Origin of the sequence: Acetobacter oeni, from assembly GCF_011516825.1 — a bacterium.
GTDB classification, from domain to species: domain Bacteria; phylum Pseudomonadota; class Alphaproteobacteria; order Acetobacterales; family Acetobacteraceae; genus Acetobacter; species Acetobacter oeni.
Genome location: NZ_WOTA01000021.1, coordinates 1 through 22,927, shown reverse-complemented (window position 1 = coordinate 22,927; position 22,927 = coordinate 1). Strand labels below are relative to the sequence as shown.

At 55.7% G+C, this 22,927-nt stretch carries 24 protein-coding genes and 1 pseudogene; 19 read left to right on the top strand and 6 right to left on the bottom strand.

Features of this window, described 5'->3' with window-relative positions; translation table 11 throughout:
• Window positions 1–53: 53 nt before the first annotated feature.
• Entirely contained in the window at window positions 54–677 is a 624-nt protein-coding gene (gene msrQ / locus GOB90_RS13330; RefSeq protein WP_146888697.1) for a protein-methionine-sulfoxide reductase heme-binding subunit MsrQ, read from the top strand.
• Window positions 678–793: 116 nt separating this feature from the next.
• Here msrQ and GOB90_RS13325 read toward each other — a convergent pair whose 3' ends face one another.
• A complete protein-coding gene (locus tag GOB90_RS13325) occupies window positions 794–1,192 on the bottom strand; it encodes a hypothetical protein (RefSeq protein ID WP_146888700.1) in 399 nt (132 codons plus the stop codon).
• 279 nt (window positions 1,193–1,471) lie between these two features.
• Here GOB90_RS13325 and GOB90_RS13320 point away from each other — a divergent pair, with 279 nt between their 5' ends.
• Together GOB90_RS13320 and GOB90_RS13315 are read left to right on the top strand one after the other, a co-directional pair.
• Window positions 1,472–2,842, top strand: coding sequence for an amidohydrolase family protein (locus GOB90_RS13320; protein WP_146888703.1), 1,371 nt, complete (start codon window positions 1,472–1,474; stop codon window positions 2,840–2,842).
• Between the two features lie 168 nt (window positions 2,843–3,010).
• A complete protein-coding gene (locus GOB90_RS13315) occupies window positions 3,011–4,300 on the top strand; it encodes an alpha/beta hydrolase family protein (protein ID WP_242012022.1) in 1,290 nt (429 codons plus the stop codon).
• An 18-nt stretch (window positions 4,301–4,318) separates the two neighbouring features.
• Here GOB90_RS13315 and GOB90_RS13310 read toward each other — a convergent pair whose 3' ends face one another.
• A complete protein-coding gene (locus GOB90_RS13310) occupies window positions 4,319–5,071 on the bottom strand; it encodes a sulfotransferase family 2 domain-containing protein (RefSeq protein ID WP_221223404.1) in 753 nt (250 codons plus the stop codon).
• Window positions 5,072–5,562: 491 nt separating this feature from the next.
• Between GOB90_RS13310 and ruvC the strand changes: the two are divergent.
• The 13 genes and pseudogenes from ruvC to folP form a co-directional block, all read left to right on the top strand.
• Window positions 5,563–6,075: pseudogene (gene ruvC / locus GOB90_RS13305) on the top strand (crossover junction endodeoxyribonuclease RuvC); the annotation flags it as partial.
• A gap of 83 nt (window positions 6,076–6,158) precedes the next feature.
• Window positions 6,159–6,776 carry a Holliday junction branch migration protein RuvA gene (ruvA, locus tag GOB90_RS13300; RefSeq protein ID WP_146888709.1) on the top strand — a complete coding sequence of 206 codons (618 nt, stop codon included), beginning with the start codon at window positions 6,159–6,161 and terminating at the stop codon, window positions 6,774–6,776.
• Window positions 6,773–7,843 (top strand): Holliday junction branch migration DNA helicase RuvB, encoded by a 1,071-nt coding sequence (ruvB, locus tag GOB90_RS13295; protein ID WP_146888712.1) that lies wholly within the window; start codon window positions 6,773–6,775, stop codon window positions 7,841–7,843. Before ruvA ends, ruvB begins: the two co-directional genes overlap by 4 nt.
• A gap of 4 nt (window positions 7,844–7,847) precedes the next feature.
• Window positions 7,848–8,273, top strand: coding sequence for a tol-pal system-associated acyl-CoA thioesterase (gene ybgC / locus GOB90_RS13290; protein WP_146888715.1), 426 nt, complete (start codon window positions 7,848–7,850; stop codon window positions 8,271–8,273).
• 154 nt (window positions 8,274–8,427) lie between these two features.
• On the top strand, window positions 8,428–9,147 hold the full coding sequence (gene tolQ / locus GOB90_RS13285) for a protein TolQ (RefSeq protein WP_146888718.1): 720 nt from the start codon (window positions 8,428–8,430) through the stop codon (window positions 9,145–9,147).
• Window positions 9,148–9,150: 3 nt separating this feature from the next.
• Window positions 9,151–9,594 (top strand): protein TolR, encoded by a 444-nt coding sequence (gene tolR / locus GOB90_RS13280; RefSeq protein WP_146888721.1) that lies wholly within the window; start codon window positions 9,151–9,153, stop codon window positions 9,592–9,594.
• A gap of 105 nt (window positions 9,595–9,699) precedes the next feature.
• Window positions 9,700–10,701, top strand: a complete 1,002-nt coding sequence (locus GOB90_RS13275) for an energy transducer TonB (protein ID WP_146888724.1) — start codon at window positions 9,700–9,702, stop codon at window positions 10,699–10,701.
• 33 nt (window positions 10,702–10,734) lie between these two features.
• Window positions 10,735–12,108 (top strand): Tol-Pal system protein TolB, encoded by a 1,374-nt coding sequence (gene tolB / locus GOB90_RS13270; RefSeq protein ID WP_146888727.1) that lies wholly within the window; start codon window positions 10,735–10,737, stop codon window positions 12,106–12,108.
• 258 nt (window positions 12,109–12,366) lie between these two features.
• Window positions 12,367–12,846, top strand: coding sequence for a peptidoglycan-associated lipoprotein Pal (gene pal, locus GOB90_RS13265; RefSeq protein ID WP_146888730.1), 480 nt, complete (start codon window positions 12,367–12,369; stop codon window positions 12,844–12,846).
• Between the two features lie 245 nt (window positions 12,847–13,091).
• The gene (locus GOB90_RS13260; RefSeq protein ID WP_242012021.1) at window positions 13,092–13,988 is read left to right on the top strand and encodes a tol-pal system YbgF family protein; all 897 of its coding nucleotides are present in this window, start codon (window positions 13,092–13,094) and stop codon (window positions 13,986–13,988) included.
• Between the two features lie 115 nt (window positions 13,989–14,103).
• Window positions 14,104–15,336 (top strand): tRNA lysidine(34) synthetase TilS, encoded by a 1,233-nt coding sequence (gene tilS, locus GOB90_RS13255; RefSeq protein WP_146888733.1) that lies wholly within the window; start codon window positions 14,104–14,106, stop codon window positions 15,334–15,336.
• Window positions 15,337–15,505: 169 nt separating this feature from the next.
• A complete protein-coding gene (gene ftsH / locus GOB90_RS13250) occupies window positions 15,506–17,434 on the top strand; it encodes an ATP-dependent zinc metalloprotease FtsH (protein WP_146888782.1) in 1,929 nt (642 codons plus the stop codon).
• A gap of 77 nt (window positions 17,435–17,511) precedes the next feature.
• Window positions 17,512–18,540 carry a dihydropteroate synthase gene (folP, locus tag GOB90_RS13245; RefSeq protein WP_146888737.1) on the top strand — a complete coding sequence of 343 codons (1,029 nt, stop codon included), beginning with the start codon at window positions 17,512–17,514 and terminating at the stop codon, window positions 18,538–18,540.
• A 57-nt stretch (window positions 18,541–18,597) separates the two neighbouring features.
• On the opposite strand, the gene cysE is transcribed toward folP, so the two are convergent.
• The 4 genes from cysE to GOB90_RS19250 form a co-directional block, all read right to left on the bottom strand.
• Window positions 18,598–19,359 (bottom strand): serine O-acetyltransferase, encoded by a 762-nt coding sequence (cysE, locus tag GOB90_RS19565; RefSeq protein ID WP_260175980.1) that lies wholly within the window; start codon window positions 19,357–19,359, stop codon window positions 18,598–18,600.
• 440 nt (window positions 19,360–19,799) lie between these two features.
• A complete protein-coding gene (locus GOB90_RS13235) occupies window positions 19,800–20,183 on the bottom strand; it encodes a YidB family protein (RefSeq protein ID WP_146888746.1) in 384 nt (127 codons plus the stop codon).
• Between the two features lie 246 nt (window positions 20,184–20,429).
• The gene (locus GOB90_RS19255; protein WP_242012020.1) at window positions 20,430–20,645 is read right to left on the bottom strand and encodes a TetR/AcrR family transcriptional regulator C-terminal domain-containing protein; all 216 of its coding nucleotides are present in this window, start codon (window positions 20,643–20,645) and stop codon (window positions 20,430–20,432) included.
• A complete protein-coding gene (locus GOB90_RS19250) occupies window positions 20,632–21,021 on the bottom strand; it encodes a TetR/AcrR family transcriptional regulator (RefSeq protein ID WP_242012019.1) in 390 nt (129 codons plus the stop codon). Before GOB90_RS19250 ends, GOB90_RS19255 begins: the two co-directional genes overlap by 14 nt.
• A gap of 239 nt (window positions 21,022–21,260) precedes the next feature.
• Between GOB90_RS19250 and GOB90_RS19245 the strand changes: the two genes are divergently transcribed.
• The 3 genes from GOB90_RS19245 to GOB90_RS19235 all read left to right on the top strand — a co-directional run bounded on the left by GOB90_RS19245 (window position 21,261) and on the right by GOB90_RS19235 (window position 22,757).
• Window positions 21,261–21,551 (top strand): hypothetical protein, encoded by a 291-nt coding sequence (locus tag GOB90_RS19245; protein WP_146888749.1) that lies wholly within the window; start codon window positions 21,261–21,263, stop codon window positions 21,549–21,551.
• A gap of 158 nt (window positions 21,552–21,709) precedes the next feature.
• Window positions 21,710–21,997: a hypothetical protein gene (locus GOB90_RS19240; protein ID WP_242012018.1), complete on the top strand. Its 288-nt coding sequence runs from the start codon at window positions 21,710–21,712 to the stop codon at window positions 21,995–21,997.
• Between the two features lie 112 nt (window positions 21,998–22,109).
• A complete protein-coding gene (locus GOB90_RS19235; protein ID WP_306309445.1) occupies window positions 22,110–22,757 on the top strand; it encodes a TolC family protein in 648 nt (215 codons plus the stop codon).
• Window positions 22,758–22,927 lie beyond the last annotated feature (170 nt).

Sequence of the window (22,927 nt, the reverse complement as noted above, 5' to 3'; positions counted from 1 at the left end):
GATACAGTTGTTTAAAATTGTATTTTGCGTGCAGGCTCCGGAGGACTTATGCAATGGTCATATCCGTCTGGTGGACACGGCGATCATTCCTGAATTTATTGCTTTATACATCAGGTTTTGTCCCGGCATGCTGGTCTTTCTGGCTGGGAGTACATGACAAACTTGGCCCGGATCCGGTTCGTAGCTTTGAGCATATACTGGGTCTCTGGGCATTCCGTTTCCTGCTCGCGTCTCTGGCCATAACCCCGTTACGCATTGTCTCCGGTGTTAATCTTACTGGTTATCGTCGTGCCGTCGGGCTGCTCGCTTTCGCTTACGTAGTGATGCATGTTGCAGCCTATATCGCGCTTGATCTACGATTCGATTTTGTTACGCTGTATCGTGATATCACACGGCGCCCTTTTCTTATTTTCGGAATGGCAGCTTTTTTGTGTCTGGTGCCTCTGGCCGTCACGTCTAACAGGCTTTCAATTCGTAAGCTGGGACGCAACTGGCGATATCTTCATCGCCTTGTCTATGTGGCGCTGATTGCAGCTTCAATCCATTTTCTGATGGCATTCAAGACATGGCATGTGAATGCCATATTCTATGTCCTGTTCGGAATTGGGCTTCTAAGTGTTCGAGGTATTAATTTCCTGTGGGGAAAAAGAGTGCATAGACGCATTTATGCTGAATAATTCCAGGAATTTATGTCATCTCGAATCATATCGTGCAGAATACGACAGTTATTGATACACGAAAGCCTGTGATTACGTCTCGCAGTTCAGTTCAATATAAAGAACAGTCCCCGAATTTATCCTCCTCCGGATTTCTGTTCGTCTTCAATATGGTCGAGGCGACAGGCATTCGGCAGTATTTCAGCCAGAGCAGCAACCGTGGCAGGCCGCGATAACCCTGTCTGTGCTGAAAAACGGTCTATTTCTTCAGGTGTCAGAAGAGCCGGAACCATCTCCTCGGTACCGCCATGGGGCAGACTTTCGTGCTCCCACCGACGCAGTGTATCTCCGAGGCCGGCACGTTCTGCCCGTTCACGTATTTGCCTCCGTCCGACACTATCTTCACCGCCCATGTAGTCGATAACAGCACTCGAGAGGCCCGATTTATCATCTGCCGCAGCAGTCAGAGTATCCCCAACCCTAGTGATAGCTTCTGTTACAGAGGCATCCTTCGGCGCGTTTGTTTTATCTGGCATGAGACGTTCTCCGGCATAGCGGTGGCCTGTTCAGATCTGAACGGCCTCGTGACGGACAGGTTTCATCGGAGGTTTATAAACAGCGTTTCTGGGGGCGCCATATATTCTGTTTTTTATAAAGATGCTTTGTAATAAATAAGTTTCCTTATGTATGGATACCCGTCCGGTAATTCTTCATCGAGCGGCTGGTAAAAAGTGGACAGACGCCGGTCTTATGGCAAGGATAGCATTTATCGATCTGACCTCTCTCCGCACAGAATCTCCGGAGTTCTCATTCCTATGAAAAAATTATTGCTTCTCTGTGTAAGCGCTCTGATTCCGGGCCTGAGTGCGTCCGCATATGCCGCTGAAACATCAACCCTGTTCGAGCATGTGCGTGTCATTGACGGCACGGGTGCTCCTGCTCGCACGGACATGGCTGTGCTGGTTCGCCACGGCAAAATCACAGCCGTTACACCCATGGCGCAGGCGCCGTCCGTTCCGGATGCGAAAATCATCAACCTTGCCGGACAGACGATGATTCCGGGACTGGTTTCTGACCACAGCCATGTCGGTCTCGTTTCCGGGACGTCCTCAGGCAGCGCAAATTTCACGCGAGACAATATCCTTGCGCAGCTTCGTCAGTTCGAACTGTATGGTGTCACCACGGTGGTCGCACTTGGCGTTACGAAATCGCCTCTGTTTGACGATCTCCGCCGCGAACAGCATGCCGGCCTCAATGCGGGGGCAGATCTGTTCGGCGTCGATCAGGGGATCGGTGTGCCCGACGGGGCGCCTCCCGTCGGCATGATGCATGTTGGTGATGCCCAGGTTCTCCGTCCGGCAACCCCCGACGAAGCACGGGCGGATGTTGATAAAATGGCATCCGAAGGAACGGATCTTGTAAAAATCTGGGTCGATAATTTTAAAAACGGTGTGCCTGGTAAATCGGGACTTCCCGTTATGAAATCTGAAATTACTCAGGCCGTCATTACGCATTCGCATGAGAAAAACCTGCGCGTTGCCGCCCATATTCATGATCTCCATTATGCAAAAGAGCTTGTGGGACAGCACGTGGATATTCTGGCCCATGGGGTTCGGGATCAGCCGGCTGACAGCGCATTGATTTCTGCCATGAAGGCTGGTGGTGTCTGGTATATTCCGACGATCAGCCTTGATGAGTCAGTTTATCTTTTTGCTGAAAAACCAGAACTGCTGGATGATCCCGAACTTGCTCAGGGTCTTAATCCGGCTCTGCGGGCTCAGTTTGCTGATCCTGCATGGCGTGAGAAAACGCTTGCTAATCCGCTGGCCGATGCATCCCGTAAGGCCGTTGCCATGAACCAGAAGAACCTCGTTATCCTCACTCATGCCGGAGTTAATGTGGGCTTCGGCACCGATTCAGGGGCTACTCCGTTACGGATTCCTGGTTTCGCCGAACATCGCGAGCTTCGTCTGATCGTCGCGGCAGGACTAACACCGCTGGAAGCCCTGCATCTCGCCACGGCACAGGCCGCTGCGCTCATGCATCTGACTGATCGCGGCATTATCGCTCCCGGCAAACGCGCTGATCTTGTCATCCTGAAGTCTGATCCGACTGATGACATCACTGCCGTCGACCAGATCGCGTCCGTGTGGCGTGGTGGCGAACCGGCACAACCTGCGCTGTAAGTCAGCGGCATCCCGAGAAAGTCAGGCGTGGTGAAGAAACGCGGCCGACAATCCCGGTCTGATTATTCAGTTTTCACTCTGGTAGCCTGATCTGTCCGGGTATAAAAATATTTTCGGAATCGTAAGGATGCTAAAGTGGTTCACTGTCTCCCGCATACGGGCATCCACATGGCCGATTCTACGGAATCCGGGGTAACCCGGACCCAAAAGCCTGCGGGAGTTGCCATGTATTGTCGTGTGAAACGCCCCGGATGGATGCTGTCACTCTGTCTGAACAGTTTGTTTGCTTTCACCGTATCGGCGCAGGCCGGGGATGATCTTCCCACGTCACTCCCTGAGGCCCGGGCGATGGAAGCACAGGACGCGCTTCCCGTTACGGCATTTTACACGGCGCCGGCAGCCGGAGACATCACGCCGGGTAAACTGATCCGTCAGGAGCCCGGCACAGATTACGTTCTGCCATCAGGCATAAAAGCCTGGCGTATTCTCTATCATTCTCTGGATGCCGCACGGCACGATGTCACAACGTCTGCTTTCGTGCTTATTCCCGAGGGCACACCACCGAAAGGCGGCTGGCCTGTCGTCGCCTGGGCTCATGGCACCAGCGGTGTGGCGCAACCCTGTGCTCCGTCGCGTATGAAGGATCTCTACTACGGAGACGAGGGGCTGTTCGAATTTCCCAAAGCCGGGCTGGCTGTCGTGGCCACAGATTATCATGGTCTCGCGACGCCTGGACCGCACCAGTATATGAATAAACTCGCGCAGGCCTATGACGTCATTTATTCTGTTCGTGCCGTTCGTGAGGCTTTTCCCGGTCTGAGCCATGACTGGGTCGTCGACGGACATTCACAGGGCGGTATGGCCAGCTGGAGCGTGGCCGAAATGGAGCAGCAGATCGATGACCCGCATTATCGTGGAGCTGTCTCTGTTTCCGGCACAGTCGATATGCTGGACTTCATCAGGCCGGCACCGGCGGAAGGAGGCGCCCCTTTCTATCTTCCGATGGTCGCTTTTGGTCTGAGAGCCCGTTATCCGGAGTATAAACCTCAGAGCATGCTTAATCACGCCGGTATGGCGCATTATAATGAGATCGCCACCTCGGGTTGCTGGTTCACCGGGTATGCAGCGCTCTACGGTAAGACCGAAAATCAGATCACAAAATCAAACTGGACACGTAACCTGGCAGTGCAGGCGATGTTGTGGGAAAATGCTATTGGCAATCAGTCAGTCAGAGGACCGTTGCTGGTCATAACCGGCGGGGGAGACACCTCTGTTCCACCAGGCGGTGTCCGTTCAACTGCCCGTAAAGCCTGCAACAACGGTATCCGGCTTGCTTTTCGCTTTTACCCTGGTCTCGACCATGATCCGACAATGACGAATTCCGTTAAAGATCAGATATCATGGATTAAAGCCCGGCTTGCTGATGAACCATTTCAGTCAGACTGCGGCCACTTCTGACACACTGACCGAAAAATCTCAGTCCATATGATTGTTCAGGACCCGGGTCTGAATTTCATAATCCCGTTTATACAGCGCCCGGATACGCTCGACCTGTTCCGGTGTTGCCGAAAGGGATGGCGTAATGGCAGCGTTCAGCTGCGGAATAGCCAGTGTTCCCTCCGGATCCAGATACTCTGACAACTCGTGAAGTCTGGTAATATGAAACAGCCGGTCAACGAGAATCTGGCCTTTTCCATCGGTGACATACCAGCTCTGAGGACGGAAAATATGATCCACCTGGTACCAGTTTGCCGCCCGCTCAACATGAGCAATCGCATCATCAATCGATCTGAAAGCTGCGTACTCCGCCGCGAAGGTTTCGGCGAGATCTCTGTGGCGGCCACCACCGCCTTTTGCATGTCGGTAAGCAGAGATAAAACGTTCCACCGGATCACGGATAATTGCGACGCTGGGCAGAGCGGATAATGCCGGCACACTTTTCCGGAAATACCGGATGCTGCGATGTTCGAGTTCACGACCATATAAAGTGCGGCAGATGGCAGTCCCCGCATTTTTGGGGACATGAATAAAAAGAACACCGGCTTTTCTGATCATTTCATGCCGGTTACGGCGCTTTCGTCCCTGTGGTATCGGCAGCCCCAGTTCCGAGCAGCGTTCATGCATATCTCCGAGCAATCTTACCCCGATTGTCCGGAGCAGCCGGTCAGAAAAATCGGACGATTGTCCGGATAATACAGTGTCCTGAAAGCTGGAAACTGAAAGCTGCATGAATTCCTCTGGCGCTTAGTGGATAGCGCCCTGACCACAAAGCGCGCGAGGATAACGGCACTCAAAAAAGATTCAGAACAAGGTCAAATATGTTACACAACACGAAATATGTATCTTCATGTAACGCATGTGAGGTTATGTACCTGAAACGGCATTTTTGTGTGATTACAGACATAAAACACAAGTTTTGACATAAACAACAGCGGATTCAGTTCTGGCCTGCCACTGAATACCGCAACTGAAGTGATTTACTGCCCGATGAGGATCACTCACAGGAAAAATTACCTGCCCGGCCACAGGATTCTGGTCAGGTGCGTCAACAGACAAACCAGAATCACGGCTGATGAGATTGTCGGATTCCGGGTCCTGGACCCATTTCATGGAATTCACTGCCCGCTGTGTCCGATCCAGGCGACAGATCCGAGTGGAAAAAAAAGCACAAATCAGGAACAGCTCTGGCTTCCATACAATGTGGCAGCTAAGACACTGACATGACGTCATGCACACGCCTCATTGGTATCGACCCTGGTCTGCGCTTTACCGGCTGGGGTATCATCGACGTGGCAGGCAATCGTCTGAGCCACGTGGCGGACGGGGTTATTGCGACTGACGGCAATGAGCCTGTTCCAACTCGTCTTTGTGCGCTCTACGACGCACTGACAGCCCTTATTCAGACCCACAAACCTCAGGAAGCCGCAGTGGAGGAGACTTACGTCAACCGCAATGGCGCTTCCACTCTGAAACTCGGTTACGCCCGCGGTGTCGCCCTGCTGGCCCCGGCTCTGGAAGGACTGGCCGTGGCGGAATATGGAGCAATGGCCGTCAAACGTGCCGTTGTCGGCACCGGAGCCGCAACGAAGGATCAGGTCGAAATGATGGTTCGTCGCCTGCTGCCAACCGCTACGATCAGCCGCGCGGATGCCTCCGATGCGCTCGCTGTGGTAATCTGTCATGCCCATCTGCGGGCCAGTGCGCTTCGTGTTGCCGCCGGTCGCGCCTCAGCCGAGAGGCGGGCAGCCGGGCCTGACGCACCGGCTGCCCGCCGCGTCAGATCATCATCGATCAAAGTCACACCGGACATCACCGGATGATTGCTTCACTTGCAGGCCTTCTCACGCAGGTCGAATCGGATCGCTGCGTTCTCGATGTCAACGGCGTCGGCTATCTCGTCTTTGCCTCGACCCGAACACTTTCTGCTCTGCCTGCGCCCCCTGAACTGGCCCGTGTGCTGGTTGAGACTGTGGTGCGGGAAGACGCGATTCTGCTTTATGGTTTTTCCGATAGTGCAGAGCGTGACTGGTTTCGGCTGCTCACTGGGATTCAGGGCGTCGGAGCCCGGGTTGCTCTCGGTCTGCTCTCCACAATGTCGCCATCTGAACTGATTGCGGCGATCAGCAGCGCTGATAAGGCTAGCCTCACACGGGCTCCGGGCGTCGGCGGCCGACTGGCCGAACGTCTGCTAACGGAACTCCGCGACAAAGCGCCGAAAATGCCCGGCGGCGGCCCAGGAGCAGGGAACTCCTCTGTCATCGCTCAGGCAGGTCAGCCAGCCTCCATTGAGAGGGATGCGCTGCTGGCTCTCGCAGGTCTTGGATTCCGGCGCGCCGAGGCCTGGCCTGTCGTTACGAAAATCATTGCCAGAGACGGAGAGGGAGCCACGCTCGATGCCGTCATCCGTGGTGCTCTGAAAGAACTGGCCAGATGAGCGGGCATTCTGACACGGATCGCACGGTGGATCCGGCTCGCGGGGAGGACGATCTTGGGGAAGGTGTTCTGCGCCCGCAAACGCTTGCTGACTTCACCGGACAGAAAGCCAGTCGCGAGAATCTGGCTATTTTCATAGAAGCTGCGAGTGCTCGCGGAGAAGCCCTTGATCACGTTCTTCTTCATGGTCCCCCCGGGCTTGGAAAAACGACCCTGGCCCAGATCGTGGCCCGTGAACTCGGCGTAGGTTTCCGCGCCACTTCCGGTCCCGTTATCCAGCGCTCCGGTGATCTGGCTGCCATCCTGACCAATCTGCAGCCGCGCGATGTTCTGTTCATTGACGAGATTCATCGTCTGCAACCTGCGATCGAAGAAATCCTCTATCCGGCAATGGAGGATTTTCAGCTCGATCTTATTATCGGTGAAGGCCCCGCCGCGCGTTCCGTGCGAATCGATCTGGCTCCCTTCACGCTCGTCGCGGCCACGACACGTGCCGGACTGCTTGCAACGCCACTCCGTGATCGTTTTGGTATCCCTTTGCGTCTTGTTTTTTACACACCGGAGGAGCTCCGGCTGATCGTGACGCGTGGCGCACGCAAGCTCGGCTTTGATCTCACCGACGCGGGCGCTTATGAAATCGCACGGCGATCACGGGGAACGCCCCGCATCGCAGGTCGTCTTCTGCGTCGCGTAAGAGATTTTGCGTCAGTAGGAAATGTGAGTGGCGAGCCTGTTGGCGCGGAACTCACGGATGCTGCGCTGACACGGCTGGAAGTCGATAGTCTGGGGCTTGATTTAATGGACCGCCGTTATCTCAGGCGCATTGCCGAATACCATAACGGGGGACCGGTGGGAGTCGAAACGCTGGCCGCAGCTCTTGCCGAAGCACGTGACACGATAGAAGACGTGATTGAACCTTACCTGATTCAGGAGGGTCTTGTGCTCCGCACGAGCCGGGGGCGTGTTCTCGGTGAGCGGGGCTGGCGTCATCTTGGTCTCATTCCGCCGGCCTCGTCCCAGGCCGCTCAGTCTGATCTCCTCGCAGATGATGACATTCAGGGAGACTAAGCCGTTGACCACGCACAGCATTGATTTCCGCGTATACTATGAAGATACAGACGCTGGCGGGGTTGTGTATCACGCCCGGTATCTCGCCTTCGGTGAGCGGGCCCGTACGGAGGCTATCCGCAGTCTCGGCATGGCAGCCTCGGATCTCAATCGTGAATACGGACTCGCTTTCGTGGTCCGCAACGCAACGCTCGATTTTCGGGCGCCGTTCCGTCTCGACGATGTGCTGACCGTAAAAACCCGTCTTATGGAGCAGGGTGCGGCAAGCTGCCGCCTTGATCAGGGCATGTATCACAGAGACGAACTTTTCGTGCATCTTGATGTCCGTCTTGCCTGCATTCGTATCGCCGACGGCAGGGCTGCCCGATTTCCGCCACCCTGGCGTGCTCTTCTTGCCAGGCTCGCCGATGAAACGCCGGGCGCCCGATAATGCTGGTCTCCGGAAGCGCAGGTCGATGATCGCAAGGTCTCTTCTGCTTTCCGTAGGAAGCCAGTAAGGAACGCGACATTAATCTGGCATCTCTTCGAGTCGGGACGACAGGACTGGCAGGAAGATGGCAGGGCCGTAAGGACAGGAGGCGTTTTTGGATCATGCGGTAGACGCAGCAAATCTTGGCGTGGCTGCGGCCGGGGATTTGTCACTATGGGGCCTGTTCATGCAGGCGTCGATCGTCGTCAAATTCGTGATGATCGGTCTGATCGGGAGTAGTATCGGAGTCTGGGCGATCGTCTTTAATAAGATCGTGACCATGCGCCGTATAGAGAAACAGGCTGCGGCGTTTGAGGACAAATTCTGGTCCGGTGGCAATCTTGACGATCTCTATGAAACCGAAGGCGCGAAACCCACGCATCCGCTGGCCGCTGTTTTTGGCGCGGCTATGGGGGAATGGCGGCGTTCAGCCCGGATCCCGGGGATCGATCTGATCCATGGCGGCGTTCAGGAGCGTGTCGATCGCGCCATGAATATCACGATCACGCGTGAGATGGATCGCCTGGAACGCTGGATGATTTTTCTCGCCACAATTGGCCCGGTCGCACCGTTTATCGGTCTGTTCGGCACGGTCTGGGGTATCATGCATTCGTTCAGTTCGATCGCGGCGATGCACAACACCAATCTCAGTGTCGTGGCGCCGGGTATCTCCGAGGCTCTGTTCGCCACGGCAATCGGTCTTGTGACGGCCATTCCCGCCGTGATCGCCTATAACGTCATAAATAACTCCCTGGCCCGCTTCCAGGACCGCCTCGATGGTTTCGGAACGGAGTTCGCTGCAATCCTTTCCCGTCAGTCCGAAGAAAGGTCCTGATCCATGGGCATGTCTGTCGGAGGAGGGGGAGGCCGGGGTTCGCGTCGTCGCAGAAAACCGATGTCGGATATCAATGTCACGCCGCTGGTCGACGTGATGCTGGTTCTGCTCATCATTTTCATGGTGACTTCCCCGATGATGACCAGCGGCGTGAACGTTGATCTGCCGAAGACAGATGCGAAACCTGTCAACACGGACACAAAACCGATCACCGTGTCTATTAAAGCCGATGGATCGATCTATCTCGGCGACAATCCTGTGTCGGCGGATCAGCTCGTCGACCAGCTGAAAGCGGCATCGGATAACGACCCGGCACATCGCATCTTCGTCCGCGGCGATTCACATATCGATTACGGCAAGGTCATGCAGGTGATGGGGCAGATCACGGCAGGCGGTTTCACGCATGTCGCGCTTCTCGCACAGCAACCCGCAGCCGCCGGACAGTGAAGCACATCTCATGCTCCTGATTTTATCCCTGCCATCCACACACCGATCCGCCTGCCGCAATGAGACGGCTGGCGGATCGGTCTGATCGTCGGAGCGAGACACTTCATGGTTCGGCCTCGCCGTTCCGATTCTGTCCTGATGCGAAAGTCGCTTGCTGCGTCCGGCGCCTTGCATTTCTTTGTGCTGGCGGCATTTCTGCTTGTGATTCCGCCCCTGCCGAAACCTCCTGAACCTCCTGAGCCGCCGCCGGTTCAGATGGAGTTCGAGGGCGCCTCAAGCGGTAATGGTCCCCCGGCGAAGTCCTCTACGCCTTCGTCAAAGCCTGCGCCGTCCCCGGCACCTCAGAAGACAGAAGCCCCGGCAACTCCGACGCCCCCGAAACCGGCGCCAACGGAGGAAACTCCGCCGCCTCCGCCGCCACCTCCGCCTGTGCCGCCTCCGCCTCAGACGGAAGCGCCGCCCCTGCCGGATACCCCGATCCCGCCAAAGGTCGAGGCGCCGTCGCCAGACGCTGTCAAAGCGCCGCCGACCCCGCCGGCACAGCTGCAGAAATCACACGCTGTTGCTCCGCCTTCGCCTCAGACGCAGCCAACTGATGCATTGCCGGACACGGCGCTTCCGTCGCATATCACGCAGCCTAATAAGGCGAAGAAGACCGCACCGGATACGCATTCTCTGCTGGAGACGCTTGATTCGTTCCGGGAGGATTCAAAGCAGACACACGCACCAAAAGCCGCCGCTAATCCGCGGCAGGGCGGTGCACCGAATGGCGGCGGTACACCGGATGGCGATATCACAACCAGCATGGGCACGGGAGATCAGCGCGCCATCGGTGGTGAAGTCCGTCGTTGTTATACTGAGGATACGGCGGCAAAGGACTATGCGAGCTTCTCCGCACATCTGATCGTTACCGTGGATGCGACAGGAGAAGCGCGCATCGTTTCGTTCGCTCCTGACACGCAGGCAAGAATGAACGCAGATACATCTTATCGTGCTCTGGCCGAGCGGGCGCGGGCTGCCGTGCTCAGCCCCACCTGCTCAAAGCTGCCCATTCCGAAGAATCTGCTGGGTCAGACCCGTCAGCTAAAATTCGTCTTCCGGCCATAAAAGGCCCGGCTAACAAGAAGAGAGGAAAAAACCATGGGTTCGACTCGCGATACTTACCTTTCCGGTCGCCAGCTCAACGCATTGAATGAAATCTTCGGGGCGCCGGGACTTGGCCGACGTTCTTTACTCGGAGGCGGGGCTGTGCTGGGCGCCGGTCTCGCCGGTGGCATGATCGTTACGCCATCCGGTGCACAGGCAGCCGATGCGCCTGCCGCGGAAATCACAGTTGATCAGGCGCGTACGGCACCAATTCCGATTGTTATTCCCTCGTTCGGTCCGGGGGTTGGCGAGCAGATTACCGGCGTGCTGACTGATGATCTGTCAAACACTGGCCTCTTCAAGGTCATTCCGTCTTCTGCCAATTCAGGAACCCCCGATTTCGCGCCTTATAAAGCCATGGGTGCCCGCGCTGCGGTAACCGGCACGGCTTCAGGTTCGGGGACGGTACGCGTGGAGTTCCGTCTGTGGGATGTTCTCACCGGCCAGCAGATCCAGGGAACGGCCTACACGACAAGCGCGGCAAACTGGCGCAGGATTGCGCACATAATTGGTGATGTCATCTATCAGCGCATGCTGGGAGAAAAAGGATACTTCGATACCCGGATCGGCCTTATTTCCCGTTCAGGATCGATTCACGCGCCACGTATGCGTCTTGCTGTCATGGATCAGGACGGTGCGAATTATCGTGTCCTGAGCAGCAGCCAGACCAAGTTGCCATCTTTCAATCCCGTGCGGGATCAGATTGCGTTTCTGTCTTATGCCACGGCAGTACCGCGCATCTATATTTTTGACCTTGCGACCGGGCGCCAGCACATTCTGGGCGACTTCAATGGTGTGCCGCTCGGGCCACATTACAGCCCGGACGGCGGTACGATTATCGTTCCGGTTGCGCGTGGAAGCGGGTCGGAACTCTATTCGGTCAATATTGCGTCCGGTGCAAAGCGACAACTCACGTCCTCCGGCGGCGCCATTAATGTCAGTCCCAGCTTCAGCCCCGACGGATCGCAGATTGTGTTCAATTCCGACAGGGGAGGATCACCGGCACTTTATATTATGAGTGCATCTGGTGGCGCGGCGCGGCGTCTGTCTTACGGCAGCGGCAATTACGGAGACTCCGTCTGGTCACCGCGTGGGGATCTCATCGGTTTCACACGCATTGCCGGTGGTCAGTTCTCGCTCGGCGTCATGAACCCGGACGGAACGGGTGAGCGCATTATGACACAGGGCTACACAGTGGAATCACCGACATTCTGTCCGAATGGCCGTGTTCTGGCTTTCTGCAGACGTACCGGAGGTGAAAACGGAAGCGCGCGCATTCATACCATTGATATTACAGGGTTCCATGAGCATGCGATCGCTACGCCGGAAGGTGCTTCCAGCCCGACATGGTCGCCCCTGAACGTTTAAAAAAATTCCGGGACTGATAGAGATGTTCTCTTCCTGCAATAGTGGGCTGATAAAAGCGCGCAGCAGAGAGAGAACATGCTTGACCGCGCTTGCGGGGTATGGCTTAGGCAGATGTAGTCTCCGGCAGTGGATACTGCATGTGGAAAGTATTTCCGTGTGTGATGTCCGCAAATTGAGACTGTTGGAGAAATCCGGCTTTTTCCCGCGTCTTAATCCCCATTATGTTCCGGCTATGGAACTGATCCCAGGATCAAAGCAATGAGACTGAAACTTATCGGTACACTCGCTGTAGCAGCTCTGCTGGCTGGTTGCGCGAATGATCACGCCAACACAGGTGCTGCCACGGGTACAGGCGCGGCTGTTCAGCCAAGCGGTCCGGTTCCGGGAAGCGAAGCCGATCTGGTTGCCAATGTTGGTGATCGTGTTTTCTTCGACCTCAACCAGAGCGGCCTGACGAGCGATGCGAAAGCGACACTCGACAAGCAGGCTGACTGGCTCGCAAAATATCCGCAGGTCACCGTGCAGATCGCTGGTAACTGCGATGATCGTGGCACAGAGGAATATAACCTGGCCCTTGGTCAGCGTCGCGCGAATGCGGCTCATGATTATCTTACTGCCAAGGGCGCCGCAGGTTCACGGATGACGACAATCTCCTATGGCAAGGATCGCCCGACAGCGACCGGCGACGGGGAAGATGTCTGGAGCCAGAACCGCAACGCAGTGACGTCGGTTCAGTAATTTTTTCCAGACAGAGCAGGTCCGGTTATCAGAATGCCGGACAGGTGCCTCGTGCGTCTGTCCGGCATTTCTTTGTCTGGTCCTATTCATACGCATATTATAAATGCAGGTCAGTCTGCTTCTCATAAGGCTGATTTAGCTGGCCGAATGAATGCGCTAAACGATTTGAACAGATTTCGATCCTGCGGTTCGCATTAATGCAACACGTCGGGATCATACCGGAATAACGGCAGGGAGCCGGGACCATGAGCCGCGCGATGTCCGCAATGACTGGGCAGTTCCAGAAAAATTATATCAGAAGGCATGTCGCTGGCCTGCTGGGCACGGCTGCGATTCTCCTGGTTTGTCCGCTGGTCGCCCATGCGCAGGTGAGCAGTCGCGAAGGTATCGCGTTGCAGGACCAGATCATGGAGCTGAAACAGCAGCTCAGCCAGGTTCAGTCTGCGGGTGGATCAACTGGCAACGGTTCCCTCCCGGCTCCCGTTGCCGCAGGCTCGGGCTCCGGTTCAGGCAATGATCTCACCGCACAGCTTCTGGATCGGGTAAATAATCTCGAAGAACAGAATCGCGAGATGCATGGGCAGATCGACGAACTGACTAATCAGCTTAAAGAACAGAGCGCGTCACTGTCCAAGCAGATGGGTGACATGCAGTTTGCCATGCAGAGTGGGAAAGGCGGTGCTTCAGCTCCGGTCTCATCCGCTGCGAAAGAAACGATTGCACCGCCTCGCGCGGAAACGGCTTCGTCTGCCTCAGCCGAGACACCCGAAGGCTATCTGAAGGCAGGCAATACCGCGCTTTTGCGAAAAGATTACGTCGGTGCTCAGCAGAATGCCAGTTCCGCTCTCGAGCATGGAAAAGGGACAATAAAGGTGGACGCCCAGTTCCTGCTCGGACAGTCACTGGCCGGACAGAAACAATACGGGCAGGCTGCAACAGCGTATTACGATGCCTATAAACAGTCGCCGAAAAGTCCGCGCGCTCCGGAGGCCCTGCTGGGCGTCAGCGCTTCACTTCTCGCAATGGATAAGAAAAAAGCTGCCTGTCAGGCTCTGGACAAGCTGGATGCGGAATTCCCTTCGCCGCCGGCCCGCGTGTCAAAAGCGGCTGCGGTTTATAGCAAACGGGGAGGGTGCTCATAAGCAGGTTCGAGGCTGAGAGCTCGGGGGCGGCTCAGTCTGAAAATTGTGGCCTGTGAATTCCGCCCGGTCTGATTCTGGTAAAGAAGCTGTCGTCACCCAGGATTATTTCCGGGCAATGATGGCACGGCTGGGGCCATGGAGCCCCGATACCCAGGAAGGCGGCCCCGTGGCCCTCGCCGTGTCAGGTGGCGGTGATTCACTGGCGCTCGCCTGGCTGGCTGCTGCCTGGCGGCATAATCTCGTGGCATTTGTAGTAGATCACGGCCTCCGGGCAGAATCTGCCAGCGAAGCTCTGACTGCTTTGAAGACACTTCAGGAAATGAACATCGAGGCGCATCTGCTGACGCTGAGTACATTGCAGCCCGGTCCCGGACTTGCGGATCGTGCCCGTAAAGCCCGCTACGCAGTCCTGACAAAGGCCTGCAGAAAATTTGGCAGCCTTAATCTTTTGCTTGGGCATCAGGCTGATGACCAGGCTGAAACGATCGCCATGCGGGAACTCAGAGGAAAAGGCGACGGACTCGCGGGGATGGCGTGGGCTACCGAAACGCCGGATATTCGTCTTGTCCGGCCACTTCTGGGTATGTCCCGATTTTCTCTCCGGAACACGCTTCGCCACGCAGGTATTTCATGGAGTGATGATCCGTCTAACGAAAATGAATGTGCTGAACGGGTTCGTATAAGGAAGCGGCTCTCAGCCTCGGAACGGTCTCGGCTTCTTGATGAGGCCGTAAAATCAGGTGAACGACGCCAGGGTCATGAAACGAGCACGGCAGCGGGACTGGCAGCAGGCACAATTTTTTCGCATTCCGGATGGGTGCGTCTCGGAAACGAGTTGCCATCTCCGGACATACTTGCTGCCCTTATTCGTTCTGTCGGCGGGAACGCTTATCCGCCATCCAGGCGGGTCGTGGCGGCATTCCGAAGCCGTAACAGCGCAGGTACTCTCTTCGGAACACGTCTTCTGAGAGTGTTTCCGGCAGCGGGATTGCCCGAAGAATGGGTCCTGATGCGGGAATATATGGCAATGGCACCCGCCATGCCTGCCGCAGATGAGGCGATATGGGACGGACGTTTTGCACTTCGGTATGACGGCGATCTGGAGGGAATCAGCATTGCCGCGACGGGGAGTGGATTAAAACGTGACAGGCGCGAAGGGATTCCCGCTGTTCTCTGCGCGACACTTCCGGCTCTCTGGCGAGGTGGCCGGCGGATATGCGTCCCTCATCTTGGGCTATGCGAAGAACCGGCATTGAAGCGGGCAGGTTTTCGGTTCACTCCGGCAGTCGCTGCCACGACCTGTGCGTTATGGTCGTCGGCTGACCGGGCTCAGGCTGCTGCGGAGTGACGTGCCATCAGGGCGGCATGAACATATATTTAGATAAGTCGTGCCTTTCATCGCTGAATGATGACACCATCTGTAAAGTCAGGATTGCAATCAATGCCCGAAACCGGTCTCATGGTGTGTCACCGTTTGAGCGAACAGAAGGCAGGCATAGCGTGGAACAGAGACTGTGATTAACAATTTTGGACGTAATCTGGCCCTGTGGGTCTGCGTTATCGTACTGCTTCTCCTTCTGTTCAATATGTTTCAGCCCGGCAGCGTTCAGCATGCGGCTGAACAGTTGCCTTACTCAGACTTTGTCGCAGATGTTGATCAGGGGCGGGTGCGTTCCGTCACCATCCAGGAACATAATGTCTCCGGTAAGCTGACTGACGGCACTGCTTTTGAGACTTATGCACCCGATGACCAGCGGCTTGTATCGCGTCTGACGGATAAAGGCGTGGAAGTTATTGCCAAGCCACTTGAGACCGAAGGGAATCCTTTCCTTCGTTATCTTCTGAACTGGTCGCCGTTCCTCGTGCTGATCGGCCTGTGGTTTTTCATGATGAGGCAAATGCCCTCAGGTGGCGGTCGGGCCATGGGCTTTGGTAAATCCCGCGCTAAGATGCTGACGGAAAAGCAGGGTCGGGTCACCTTTGCTGACGTGGCGGGTATTGACGAAGCCAAGTCTGAGCTTGAGGAAATCGTTGAATTCCTTAAAGATCCACAGAAATTCACCCGGTTGGGCGGCAAAATCCCCAAAGGCGTTCTGCTCGTCGGGCCTCCGGGCACGGGTAAGACCCTCCTGGCCCGGGCCATCGCCGGTGAGGCCAATGTCCCTTTCTTCACCATTTCCGGTTCTGATTTCGTCGAGATGTTCGTTGGTGTCGGTGCATCCCGTGTTCGTGACATGTTCGAACAGGGCAAGAAGGCCGCTCCCTGCATTATCTTCATTGATGAAATCGATGCCGTGGGTCGCCACAGAGGGGCCGGGCTTGGTGGTGGCAACGATGAACGCGAGCAGACTCTTAATCAGATGCTGGTTGAGATGGATGGCTTTGAAAGCAACGAAGGCGTCATCCTGATAGCAGCGACGAATCGTCCTGATGTTCTCGATCCCGCGCTTTTACGTCCAGGCCGCTTCGACCGTCAGGTGGTGGTGCCCAATCCGGATGTTAACGGGCGTGAACAGATTCTTCGCGTTCATATGCGTAAGGTACCGCTGGCTTCAGATGTTGATCCCAAAGTTATTGCGCGTGGCACGCCGGGGTTCTCCGGGGCTGATCTTGCGAATCTGGTTAACGAAGCTGCTTTGCTCGCTGCCCGTCAGGGTAAGCGCACCGTCGCGATGAGTGAGTTTGAGAACGCGAAAGATAAGGTGCTGATGGGCACCGAGCGTCGTTCGCTGGTTATGAGCGAAGACGAAAAGAAGATGACGGCCTTTCATGAAGGCGGGCATGCTCTTGTCTCGATCCTGACTCCAGGCACCGATCCGGTCCATAAGGCCACGATTATTCCACGTGGACGAGCGCTCGGTATGGTTATGAGCCTGCCAGAAGGAGATCGTTACTCAAAGAGCAAGTTTAAATGTCTGGCAGAGCTTGACCTTGCGATGGGAGGTCGTGCCGCTGAAGAGATTATTTTCGGACCCGAAAATGTCTGTACCGGTGCTTCAGGCGATATCAAGATGGCGACTGATCAGGCCCGGCGTATGGTCACCGAATGGGGCATGAGCGAAAAGCTGGGGATGATTGCTTACGGCGATAACGGGCAGGAGGTGTTCCTCGGGCATTCTGTTACGCAGAGCAAAAACGTGTCGGAAGAAACGGCTCGCGAGATCGACGCGGAAGTGAAGAAGCTTATCGATGCGGCCTATACGAGGGCACGCACGTTACTGATCGATCATATTGATGAACTGCATCGTCTTGCTGAAGCTCTTCTTGAGTATGAAACACTGAGTGGTGAAGAGATTCGGCAGATTCTTCGTGGTGAGCCAATCGAGCGCGTGGAAGTTGATGACCTCATGCCGGAAAATCGCCGCTCATCGGTACCTCCGGTGATCGGTAAATCCGGCGGGCGTCCGGTGCCCCCTCTGGAGGGCGCGGCTCCTCAGCCGGGTTAAGAACCGGATCATCCGGACAGGGCGGGAGCATCATGCTCCCGCCCTTTTTTGTTTTGTGTAAGACAATGGAGTGTGGCGTGGATGCACGGAGGCTGATTGAACCTGCAGGACTTATGTGGGGAAGCGAAGCACGCGCTGCGATCGGCAGCGGCATTGCCCTTCCGCTGGCTGGCGGGTCCACTGCCTTCACAGTCGTGACTCTGATCGAGGGAAACGTGAGAACGGGTCCCCTGCCAGTTGAGCGCATTCCGGGTGCCTGGAACGATGAACTCGCTGTGCTGACCGGATCAGCGCCGATGACCGATCTTCCTCCCGGAGCCCTGGTCATGGGTATTCTGAATGTTACGCCGGACAGTTTCAGCGACGGGGGGCAATATAAAACCGCCAGGCAGGCAATCAGTCGGGCAGACGATATGATCGCCGGCGGCGTGAGCGTGATCGACATCGGCGCGGAAAGCACGCGTCCGTTTGCGGATATTGTGACGTCTGAGGAGGAGTGGGGGCGCCTGTCGCCCGTGCTTAAGGAAATTGTCGGAACCGGCGTCGCCATTTCGGTCGATACACGGAATGCCCGCACAATGGAGGCAGCACTGAATGCCGGTGCCAGCCTTATTAATGATGTTTCTGCTCTGACATACGATCCTGATGCGCTTCCTCTGCTCGCAGAGCGCTCTTGTCCGGTTATCCTGATGCATATGAGAGGCACTCCGGAAACGATGAACAGCTTTACGTCTTATGAAGACGTGGCCGTCGATGTCGTGAGAGAACTGGCTGCCCGGATTGAGAAGGCTGAGCGGGCAGGGGTTTCCAGATCCAGGATCATAGTTGATCCGGGAATTGGTTTTGCAAAGAATACGGAACAAAATTGTGAGTTGCTGCGCCGTCTTCCGATATTCGCAAATCTCGATTGCAGACTTGTTCTCGGCACATCCCGCAAGCGATTTATCGGGAGTCTGACCGGCGTTACGCAGGCTTCACAGCGCGATCCGGGCACTCTGGCGGCATCAGCGCCGGGGATGAATCTGCCCGGAACGCTCTTCCGGGTCCATGATTATGTGGCAATGAAACAGGCTGTTCAGGTGTGGGAAGGTTGCTTCGCTTCCTGAAATTTCAGCGATCCTTGCGACGTGCCGCGAAAGACGGAAGCTGCCGGGAACATTCTTTCAGATCATATAGTCAATTGGCGGAAGAGTCTGATCCATGGAAAGGGAAGGTAAATGCGTATGCCGCGTGCCAACCTTTTTCGCCGGATTCCCGACCACGGTCGTATAGGGAGGGACAGCTTCCAGCACGATTGACCCGGCGCCGATTTTCGCTCCTTCGCCAACTTCAATATTACCAAGGATTTTGGCCCCGGCCCCGATCAGGACGCCCCGTCTGATCTTTGGATGACGATCTCCGGCATGCTTGCCTGTTCCTCCGAGGGTGACCCCCTGGAGCAGGGAAACATCGTCCTCAATAATGGACGTCTCGCCTACGACGATGCCGGTCCCATGATCGAACAGAATTCGACGTCCTAATATTGCAGCCGGGTGGATATCGACGGCAAAAAGTTCAGATGAACGGCTCTGGAGATGCAAAGCCAGATGGCGCCTGCCTTCATGCCATAGCCAGTTGGCAACGCGGTAACACTGCACCGCGTGAAATCCTTTAAAAAACAGGAATGGCGTAACAAAATCGGGGCAGGCCGGATCGCGCTCTCTGATAGCCAGGAGATCAGCCGCTCCGGCACAGACAATATCAGGCGCTGAGGCATAACACTCCATAACGAGAACAGTCAGATCGTCGGAGCCAACGAAATGGTTGCCCAGCTTTCGCCCTGCCATCGCCGCCAGTGCCGTTGCGAAGTTCTCATGAGCACTGATGCCGGTTGTCAGCAGTCCCATAACCAGTGGATCACAGCAGACGCGTGACTCCTCGACCATGCGGGTCCAGAGTGAGGTCAGATTAACCGGAAGGGGCAGAGTATCGGGGTGCGGCATAAGAAGAATAAAACCGTGTTCTGGTTACTGCGGGAACATCACCCCGAAACAGTCGTAATTCGGTGCGTATTCAAAACGAATTGGCGGCCTGACAAAATGAAATGACCTCGCGTACAGAAGGAAAACAGGCGTTATACTCAAGACCTGTTACTCCATATACCGGGGGTGTTTGTACCACTTTTCAGGCTGCTATTCCAGATGCACGGGATCTGACCTGAATCCACACGAAATTCAAAAATCGTTCACAGGAAAGCACCGGAGGAAACCCGTTTCGTCCGTCCAAACATATCTACAATTTTCCGGCTTATTCAGAATTAATTGCAAAAAAAACTGCCCCACAAAGAGGCAGATAACCAGAACCGTCGCTCAGATCCGGGATAATATCATCTGTTCCGAGGCTGATGTTCGCGCTGAGCATTCCTATAAACGATGCCAGGCAACACCTGCGCCAGTCCGGTTACAGTCGCCGGAACCGAGACGCCCGTTTCTTTGCTGATTTTCTGAATAATATCTTCCGGGATCAGTTTTTTAATGACCGTTTCATCGGCGGGTTGTTTTGAAATTTCCTGACGCCATCCCAGCAGGACACCATCCAGCCCCGCTTCATGTGCGCGACGACGTATTTCGGGAATCCCCGGCGCATTTTCCTTTCCTGCATACTCACTTACAGCCGAGGCGATGCCGGAATGATCGGTCGGTGCTCCGGTCAGAAAATCGGCTACAGTGTTAAGTCCCGTCGGGAGGTTGTCCTCTCTTGACGCTGTCATTCACGAAGCTCCTTCAGAAATTAAGGCGGCCACGGCTTTTGAGCATCGCTCATATCCGTTTTACCGAAAGCAACCTCTGTATCGGGTGGTCATTCGGTGCCTGACAGCTTATAAACGCAGCATATCGGGAACAGTTCGGTCGGACTTTGCCGGATAGGCTCATAAACATATCAGCGGAACTTGCTGCGATATGCCCAATTTCAGCTTCAGAGATGTCTACGGGCAGCAGGAGGCGCCGTTTCATTGCTATCCGCGTCTGACAAAGCGCAAAAACCGTTCGGCGGCAAAAGTGGGATCTGTTATGCGGAGCCCGTCTTTTTCACTCTGGTCTTTCAGCCGCCCGGCCAGCGTCGCGATGGCTACTTCATGAGTATTTTCCCAGAATGCCTGGGCAAGCAGCGGGAAATGTCCGGCTTCGGAAACGACGATTCTGTAGAGCATCAGGGCATCAGGTGAGGTCATGAAAGTAATGATAGCCCGGGCGACACACCAAGCAGAGTTTCCCTGGGGGCAGATCTTTCCTGATTGAGCTAAACGTGTGCGGGAGTTCCTGACAGGCTTTCTGTTTGACAAAGGCAGCAAAGAGCGCCGCTTTGCTGTCAAAGTAATTATAAAGTGTCCCTTTGGACACGCTGGAGCGACGCGCAATATGGGACATACTCGCACCCTCGTAACGCAGCTCCGCGAAAATCGCTCCCGCACCTGTAAGGATTTGCTGACGCTTGGCGTTCAGATCCTCTCCATGAGAGGCTGTTTCAGCATTTTTCCCGTCCGAAGCTTTTAGCAGATTCGCTTCTGTATCTTCAGTCTCTGCGTCTCCGGAGTCTTTCCGTTTCATAATATCCTCTGTTTCTGGAACCTGCCCGAGATTGATGACCGGAGGAAAGCCGATAGGTTTGCATGATGACCGAACCGATCGGTCATAATTAAGATGTATCGCAGAACCCTGCTGAGCCGGGCTGCGCCTGGCTCAGCAGGGAATGTGAATAGTCCCCGCGGGGCGCCATTTTTGTGGTCTTTGGGTGAGATGAATGGCGCGAGAACATTAAGAGACAGGACGTCGATTGTGAGAGACGGATGGTGAGAAAAGTAAAGTCAAAGTGGCTTCTGACTGGGCTTGCTGCGCTCCTGCCCGGTTGCGCTGTCGGGCCGAATTACCAGAAGCCCCAGACGTGGACACCGCCGAAATGGCGTTCCACACAGGTCGCCAATGGTAAAAATGACAGCACTACGGTGCCCGATGCACCGGACGTTGCGTGGTGGAATGTGTTTCACGATGCCGAACTGACTTCACTGGAAGATCGGGTCGCTTCTCAGAATCTGGACATTCAGCGTGCGACGGAGGAACTGGCTCAGAGTCGCACGTAACTCGTTCTGGCTTGTGCTGAACGGTTTACCGGGGCTGAGCCCCACCGGGCCTTATTCGCGCACGCAGGAAAGCACAAAAACGCTTTAGCGTATCATTTCGCGCATTGGCCAGAGTTCCGGGGGATCGGTTTCCTCCCTCCTGGAAGACTCGTCATCCAGTGCCACAGATTCCTCTGTTTGATCAGTGGCGCGATGGCATTGATGCAACGTGGGAGGTTGATCTGTGGGGACGGGTCCGCCGTCAGTATGAAGCCGCTCAGGCCTGCCTTCAGGAGAGCGGCGAGCAGAGGCGTTTGATACTGATCGCTCGCGAGGCATATCTGCCGCGTGATTATGTGACGCTCCGGGGTTCCCAGGAGCGGCTCAGAATTCCGGGGGCTAACCGTGACGAGGCCGAGCGGATGTGGGCACTCAGAGTATCACGTTATTGTTGGTCTTGTGAGTGATCTGGACGAGCAGTCTGCGCGTTCTGAGGTTGAGGCGACTTCCTGAGGCGGAGCAGCAGGTAACGCTTCAGGTCAATGCGATCAGTCTTCTGATGGGTTCTCCGCCGGGGTTCTGACGTCTGAGTTATCTGTTCCGTCGGCTATTCCGCCTCGTGTTCCTGCTGGTGTTCCGTCTGATCTGGCACGCCGTCATCCTGACATTCGCGCGTCGGAGGCGCAGTTTCATGCCGCGACGGCGGAGGCGGGGCAGGTGGAAGCTGATTTTTATCTGAAAGTCACGATCGACGCGGGTTTTGGTTTTCAGTCTTTTTCGTTCCGGGATTTTGGTTTCTGGAATGCACGGGCCTGGAATGTTGGTCCGTCGATTACGCTTCCGATTTTTCAGGACGGCCGGCTGACGGGCCAGCTTGAACTGAAGAAGTCGGCTCAGCGGGATGCTGCGATTGGTTATCGCAAGACGTTTCTTTCGGCATGGAAGGACGTTGACGATGCGCTGACTGCTTATTCCACGGATCAGGCACGGCGTGATGAGCTTTCGGCTCAGGTTGAAACCAATCGCCGGGCTTATGTGCTTGCGGGCGAGCAGTATCGGCATGGCATGACGAATTTTCTTGATGTGCTGGATGCTGAGCGTCGTGTCCTGCGCTCTGAGACTGATTTTACGGACATGACGTCCACTGTGTCCGGGGATCTGGTGCGGCTTTACCTGTCGCTGGGCGGCGGCTGGGAATCGGTTTTTCCTGCGGGTCGCCGTGGCTGATCTGATTTCTGGCGGATATCCGGGCTTTTTCGGGTTTGTATGAATTTTCTGATTTTTAGGTGTTGACGGTAGGTGTGTGGGGGACTTATACCCCGCTTCACCGCAGCGGCGGGGCTCTTGAAAAGCTCTTCCGGTTCGGGTAAAGTCTTCAGCCCTTTGGGGTTTAAGGT